6 protein-coding genes are annotated in these 6491 nt (G+C 62.9%); all 6 read left to right on the top strand.

Annotated features, from left to right (window positions below):
• The first annotated feature begins 342 nt into the window (after positions 1 to 342).
• Positions 343 to 1881: an ABC transporter substrate-binding protein gene (locus NKJ08_RS24925; protein ID WP_502906352.1), complete on the top strand. Its 1539-nt coding sequence runs from the start codon at positions 343 to 345 to the stop codon at positions 1879 to 1881.
• Positions 1882 to 1986: 105 nt separating this feature from the next.
• Positions 1987 to 2928 carry an ABC transporter permease gene (locus NKJ08_RS24930; RefSeq protein WP_352783800.1) on the top strand — a complete coding sequence of 314 codons (942 nt, stop codon included), beginning with the start codon at positions 1987 to 1989 and terminating at the stop codon, positions 2926 to 2928.
• A complete protein-coding gene (locus NKJ08_RS24935) occupies positions 2928 to 3791 on the top strand; it encodes an ABC transporter permease (protein WP_352783802.1) in 864 nt (287 codons plus the stop codon). Before NKJ08_RS24930 ends, NKJ08_RS24935 begins: the two co-directional genes overlap by 1 nt.
• On the top strand, positions 3791 to 5014 hold the full coding sequence (locus tag NKJ08_RS24940) for an amidohydrolase/deacetylase family metallohydrolase (RefSeq protein ID WP_352783804.1): 1224 nt from the start codon (positions 3791 to 3793) through the stop codon (positions 5012 to 5014). Before NKJ08_RS24935 ends, NKJ08_RS24940 begins: the two co-directional genes overlap by 1 nt.
• Entirely contained in the window at positions 5011 to 6030 is a 1020-nt protein-coding gene (locus tag NKJ08_RS24945) for an ABC transporter ATP-binding protein (protein ID WP_352783806.1), read from the top strand. The genes NKJ08_RS24940 and NKJ08_RS24945 overlap by 4 nt, the downstream gene beginning before the upstream one ends.
• Positions 6027 to 6491 (top strand): ATP-binding cassette domain-containing protein (locus NKJ08_RS24950; RefSeq protein WP_352783812.1); only part of this gene is annotated, 465 nt, incomplete at its 3' end. The genes NKJ08_RS24945 and NKJ08_RS24950, both read left to right, overlap by 4 nt.

A 6491-nucleotide genomic window follows, 5' to 3' on the forward strand; every position in this document is an offset into this window, starting at 1 on the left:
GCGCTGCTGAGGCGTGGCCGAGCTGCTTTTGCACTTATCAACCCCATCAAGCGCTGATCCCAGCGGGTCTTGTTGGGGGTGCGTAGTATCCTTCGGCTCCTTTGCTTCATTCTGTCCCACCATGTACCTGAGGTTTTTCCGATCGCTGGACGACGGTGTGATGCCGGCACTTGGACGGGACGACGAGCCACGCCCTTGGCGCACGAAGATCATCAACGGCTCCCAATCGCGCGACTTCCGCTCGACGAAAAAAGCTTGACGTTGCCATATTCAGATGCGTTTACTTGATCCGTAACTAGGATACAAACTCCATTACTATGGAACACAGCGAAGGGAACCAAGATGAAGCGTTTCTTGCAAATCGTCGCTTCGCTCGCCGCGCTTATGCTGCCGGCGACAGGCGCTGCCTGGGCCGAGCCCGCTAAAGGTGGAGTGATCGATGTGGCGACCATTGGGGAGCCGCCGACGCTCGATCCGATGGCCTCGACCGCCGATCTGGTTGGCATCGTCACGCAGCACATCTACGAGACGCTCTATACCTTCGACAAGGATTGGGGCATCACGCCGCTGTTGGCCGCCGACATGCCACAGATTTCGCCGGACGGCCTTACCTACACCATCCCGCTCAGAGCCGGCGTAAAGTTCCACGACGGCAGCGATATGAATTCGGCCGACGTGGTCGCTTCGCTGCAACGCTGGATGAAGATTGCCTCGCGCGGCAAGCAGGCAGCCGAAGTCATTGCCGCGGTCGACGCCGTTGACGACAACACCATCAAGATCACCCTGAAAAAGCCGTTCGCGCCGCTTCTGTCGCTGCTGTCGCTGAACAATGCCGCCGCGATCATCATCCCGTCGGAAAACGTGGGACAGGAGCCGCTGACCAGCTTCGTTGGTACCGGCCCCTATATGTTGAAGGAACGCAAACCCGACCAGTACATCCAGCTTGCCCGGTTCGACGGCTACAAGTCGCGCGACGGCGAACCCAACGGCTATGGTGGCGCCAGAAAACAGTATCTCGACGAAATCCGTTTCGTGCCGGTTCCCGATGCGAACACGCGCGTCGAAGGCGCTGTCTCCGGCCAGTTCGCCTATGTTGACTCGCTGCCGGTCGAGTCCTTTGACAAGATCTCGGGTGGCAAGACCCAGCCGGTCATCTTGAAGCCGTTCGGCTGGCCGGTATTCGTCCTGAATACCAAGCAGGGGCTGAATTCCGACATTCGCATCCGCAAGGCGATACAAGCGGCGCTGGCGCCGAACGACATGCTGCTCGCCGCATTCGGATCGAAGGACTTCTTCGCAGCCGACGGCGACATGTATCCGCAAGGCTTTGCCTGGCACACGGACGCCGGCACCGAGCCCTACAAGCCCGATGGCGACACTGAAGCGGCTGCGGCGCTGCTGAAGGAAGCCGGCTATGACGGCAAGCCTTTGCGCATCCTCACCAGCCGCCAGTACGAGTTCCACTACAAGATGGCGCAGGTCGCGGCCGAGTATCTGAAAGCCGCCGGCTTCCAGGTCCAACTCGATGTGGTCGAATGGGCGACGCTGACCAAGAACCGCACCGACCCGGCGCTGTGGGACATCTACATTACCCACAGTCCGTTCCTGCCCGAGCCGTCGCTCACCGGCATAATGTCGGATTCCTCGCCGGGTTGGTGGGTTTCGAATCGCAAGCACCAGGTGCTTGAGGCGTTCAACGCTGAAGCCGATCCGGCCAAGCGCGTTGCGCTGTTCGCAGATGTCCAGAAGGCGATCTACGACGAGGTTCCAGCGTTCAAGGTCGGCGACTTCAACGCCTTGGCCGCCCAGGCCCCCAAGCTGAAAGGCGTGACGCCGGCGCCATGGCCCTATTTCTGGAACGCTTATCTGGAAGGCAACTGAGACGGCTCCTCTCACCTTCCGCCTCAACCCAAGGATAGGCGGCCGGGTGCCGGCCGACAAAGCCGGCGCCCGGCAAACCGTTCGATGATTGCTCAGAGATGGCCGATGCTGCGCTCAATCCTCAACAGACTTCTCGGCATGATCGTCGTCATGGCGCTGGTCGTCACGATCGTGTTCGTCATCGTACGGGTGACGCCCGGCGATCCGGCGGCGGTCATGCTGGGTCCAGACGCCACGGCCGCCGATATAGCCGCGCTGCGGTCCAAGCTCGGGCTCGACGGTTCCATCCTCGAACAGTTCGGGCGCTACGTTCTCGATGTCGTCCAAGGCGACTTCGGTCAGTCGATCTTCCTGGGCGAGCCGGTCACGACCGCGCTCGCCCAACGCGCCGAACCGACCTTTTTTCTCACCGTCTTCTCCCTGGTGATCGCAACGCTCATCGCGCTGCCGGTCGGAATCATGTCGGCCTATAAGCGTGGCTCTATCTTCGACCAGGCGGCAACCACGATTGCCATGTTCGCGGCCAGCGTGCCGAGCTTCTGGCTCGGCCTTTTGTTCATTCAGTTCTTCGCCGTGAAGCTCGGCTGGTTCGACACATCTGGCTATGGCGGGCCGGGAGCTTCGTTTGCCGACCGGCTTGACCATCTGGTGCTGCCGGCGCTGGCGCTCGGTCTCATAAGCTCGGCACTGATCACCCGCTTCACTCGCGCCTCGATGCTCGACGTGCTCAATGATGACTATGTGCGGACCGCTCGGTCCAAAGGCATGAGCGAATGGCGTGTGGTGCTGAAGCATGCCTTCAGAAATGCCTTGATCCCCATCCTCACCGTCATCGGCCTGACCGCGGCACTGCTCATCTCCGGTGCGGTGGTGACCGAGACGGTGTTCGGCCTGCCCGGCGTCGGCAGCTTGGTCGTCTCGGCGGTGTTACGGCGCGACTATCCGGTTATCCAAGGCGCGCTGCTGGTCATTGCCGGGCTGTACGTCTTGGTCAATTTCGCCATCGACATGCTCTATCTGGCTGTCGATCCGAGGGTTCGCTACTGATGGCCGCTATCTCGGTGCCGCTCCAGGCAGAGCCAAATATCCTCTCGCGGCTGATGACCCGGCCGACGGCGGCGGTAGGCATCGCCGTACTGATGGTCATCGTGCTCGCCGCGATCCTCGCGCCGGTCATCGCCCCCTACGCACCGACCAAGCTCTCCATTGCCAGCCGGCTGCATCCGCCGAGCCTCGACCACCTGTTCGGCACCGACGATCTCGGGCGCGATATCTTTACCCGCATGCTCTACGCCGCGCGCACTTCGCTGACGGTCGGCTTTGCTGTCGTGATCTTCGCCTCGATCATCGGCGTCGTTTTGGGACTGACTTCCGGCTTCTTCAGAAGGCTCGACGCGCCGGTGTCGCGGTTGATCGACGCCATGATGGCTTTTCCCGACATATTGCTCGCCATTGCGCTCGTGGCGGCACTAGGCGCCACCGCTTTCAATGTCGTGGTCGCCCTCGGCGTGGTTTATGCGCCGCGGCTCGCACGCGTCGTGCGGGCCTCGACGCTGGTCATTCGCGAACTCCCCTATGTCGAGGCGGCCCGCGCACTCGGCGTGCCGACGCCGGTTATCCTGGTGCGGCACGTCCTGCGCAACGTCACCTCTCCATTGCTGGTGCAGGCAACCTTCATCTTCGCCAACGCCATCCTGGCCGAGGCCGGTCTGTCCTTCCTCGGCGTCGGCATATCGCCCGACATCCCGACCTGGGGCACAATGATCGCCACCGGCCGTCAATACATGGATCAGGCCGGCTGGATCATGATGTTTCCCGGCAGCGCCATCGTCATCACCGTGCTGTCGCTGCAGCTCGTCGGCGACGGTTTGCGCGACCTTCTCGACCCTCGTCTGGCAAAGGACATCTGATGTTCGGCAATCGCTCTTCGCAAACCGAAAGGCCGCTGTTGATCAGGGGCGCAAAACCAGTCGGTTTCGGCGGCGGGTTTGGCCAGACAATCGACGTGCTGATCGGCAAGGACGGCCGTATCGCCGAAACCGGTTCGACGATTGCCGCCGGCGAGGATGTGAAGATGCTTGACGCCAATGGCGCGTTCCTGTCGCCCGGCTGGACCGACCTCCACGTGCATGTCTGGTACGGCGGCACCGACATTTCGCTGCGGCCGCAGCAATGTGGCGCCGCCCGAGGCGTCACCACGATGGTCGATGCCGGCTCGGCCGGCGAAGCCAATTTCCACGGCTTTCGCGAGTTCATCATAGAGCCGGCGCGAGAGAACATATATGCGTTCCTGAACATCGGTTCGATCGGTCTCGTCGCCTGCAACCGTGTCAGTGAGCTGATCGACATGCGCTCAATCGATATCGACCGCACCATTGCCACCGTCGAGGCCAACCGCGACGTCATCGTCGGACTGAAGGTGCGTGCCAGTCACGTCATTACCGGCGGCTGGGATCTGACGCCGGTTCGGCTGGCGAAGAAGCTCGGCCGCATCCTCAAGCTGCCGCTGATGGTGCACGTTGGTGAGCCGCCGCCACTCTATGACGATATTCTAGGCCTGCTGAGCGAAGGCGACATCGTCACTCATTGCTTCAATGGCAAGGCCGGCGGCTCGATCATCGAGGACGACGATCTTTATCGGCTCGCCGAGGATGCGGCGCAGCGCGGCATTGTGCTTGATGTCGGCCACGGCGGCGCCTCCTTCTCCTTCGATGTCGCCAAGGCGGCGCTAGAGCGCGGTCTGCCACCGAAGACGATCTCGACCGATCTGCACAACCGTTCGCTCGACGGCGCGGTGTGGGATATGGCAACCACCATGTCGAAGCTGTTGTCGCTCGGCATGGCATTCGATGATGTGGTGACGGCCTCGACGACGGCGCCGCGCCGCGCCATCCGGTTGCCCGCCGCCGGGCTGCTGGAAAAGGGCAGGCCAGCGGAATTCACTTTGTTCGACCTCGTCGAGGCCGAACTCACCGTGAAGGATTCGCAAGGGGCGACAAGCACGCTGCACCGGCTATTCGAGCCGCGCTACGCTGTCCTCGGTGCCGAGGCGATCGTTGCCCACCGCCACCTGCCGCCGGAAGGGTCTGCCGGCGGTGTGCCCGTCTGTCCGCATTGCGGATGGAAATCATGAGCGGCGCGATCGCCAGTGACATCATCTTGTCGGTTCGGGACTTGCGGACCTGGTTTCAGACCCGCCGTCTTACCGCCAAGGCGGTCGATGGCGTCACCTTCGACCTGAAGCACGGCAAGACGCTGGCCGTGGTCGGAGAATCCGGTTCCGGCAAGTCGGTGACCAGCCTGTCGATCATGGGCCTGCTGTCACGGCCCGGAAGAATCGCCGGCGGCCAGATATTCTTCCGCGACCGGCAGGAGCATGTCCACGACCTCGCCGGATTTACCCAGAAGGAATTCCGCAAGCTACGCGGCCGGGAAATCGCAATGATTTTTCAGGAGCCGATGACCAGCCTCAACCCGCTCTTCACGGTCGGCGACCAGATCAGTGAGATGATCGTGCTGCACGAGCCGGTGAACCGGCAGGAAGCGCGCAGCCGTGCGCTCGCCATGCTGAAGCATGTCGAGATTCCGGACGCCGTCTCGCGGCTCGACGACTATCCACATCAGATGTCCGGCGGCATGCGCCAGCGCGTCATGATCGCCCTGGCACTCGCCTGCAATCCGTCGCTGCTGATCGCCGACGAACCGACTACGGCCCTCGACGTCACCATCCAGGCGCAGATCCTCGATCTCTTGCGTCGCCTGCAGGTCGAGATGGGCATGTCGATCCTTTTCATCACCCACAATCTCGGTGTGGTCGCCGAGATCGCCCATGATGTCGTCGTCATGTATGGCGGCCGTGTCGTCGAGCAGGCACCGGTCAACGATCTGTTTGCGCACCAGCGCCATCCCTACACAAGGGGGTTGCTGGCCTGCACGCCCAATGCCGCGCGCGATATCGGTGACGACGGCGAGCGCCGGGCGCTCTATTCCATTCCCGGCAGCGTGCCGCCGATCACCGCGCTGCCGCCCGGTTGCGCCTTCGAGCCGCGCTGTGACTTCGCCATTGCGCCCTGTCGGGCGGCACCCCCGCCATTAATGCCGGCAGGGCCGCACGGCGCTTCCCGTTGCATCAGGAGTGCAGAGCTGTGAGCGCCGCGGTGATCGCCGGTCGTGCGGAGGCTGCGCCATTGCTTAGCGTGCAGGGTCTGACAAAGCATTTTCCCGCCCGCAATGGCCGCATCATTCATGCTGTCGAGGATGTCAGCTTCGATGTCGGACGCGGCTCGACGGTGGGACTGGTCGGCGAGTCCGGTTCCGGCAAGACCACCGCCGGGCGCGCCATCCTCAGGCTGGTGGAGCCGACTAGAGGCAAGGCGCTGTTCGACGGCGTCGATCTGTTTTCGCTGTCCGCACGTGAAATGCGCGGCTACCGGCAAAAGCTGCAGATCGTTTTCCAGGATCCATTCTCCAGCCTCAACCCGCGCATGCGCATCGCCGCCATCATCGGCGAGGCACTCGACACACGCGGCTTTCCGCGAGGCAAGCGGCGTGCCCCCACGGTCGCTGCCCAGGAGAGCCCGGGGCGCCGGGCCCCCCCACGAGCCCCCCCG

It is taken from the genome of Mesorhizobium sp. M0244 (assembly GCF_040321795.1).
Lineage (GTDB): Bacteria > Pseudomonadota > Alphaproteobacteria > Rhizobiales > Rhizobiaceae > Mesorhizobium.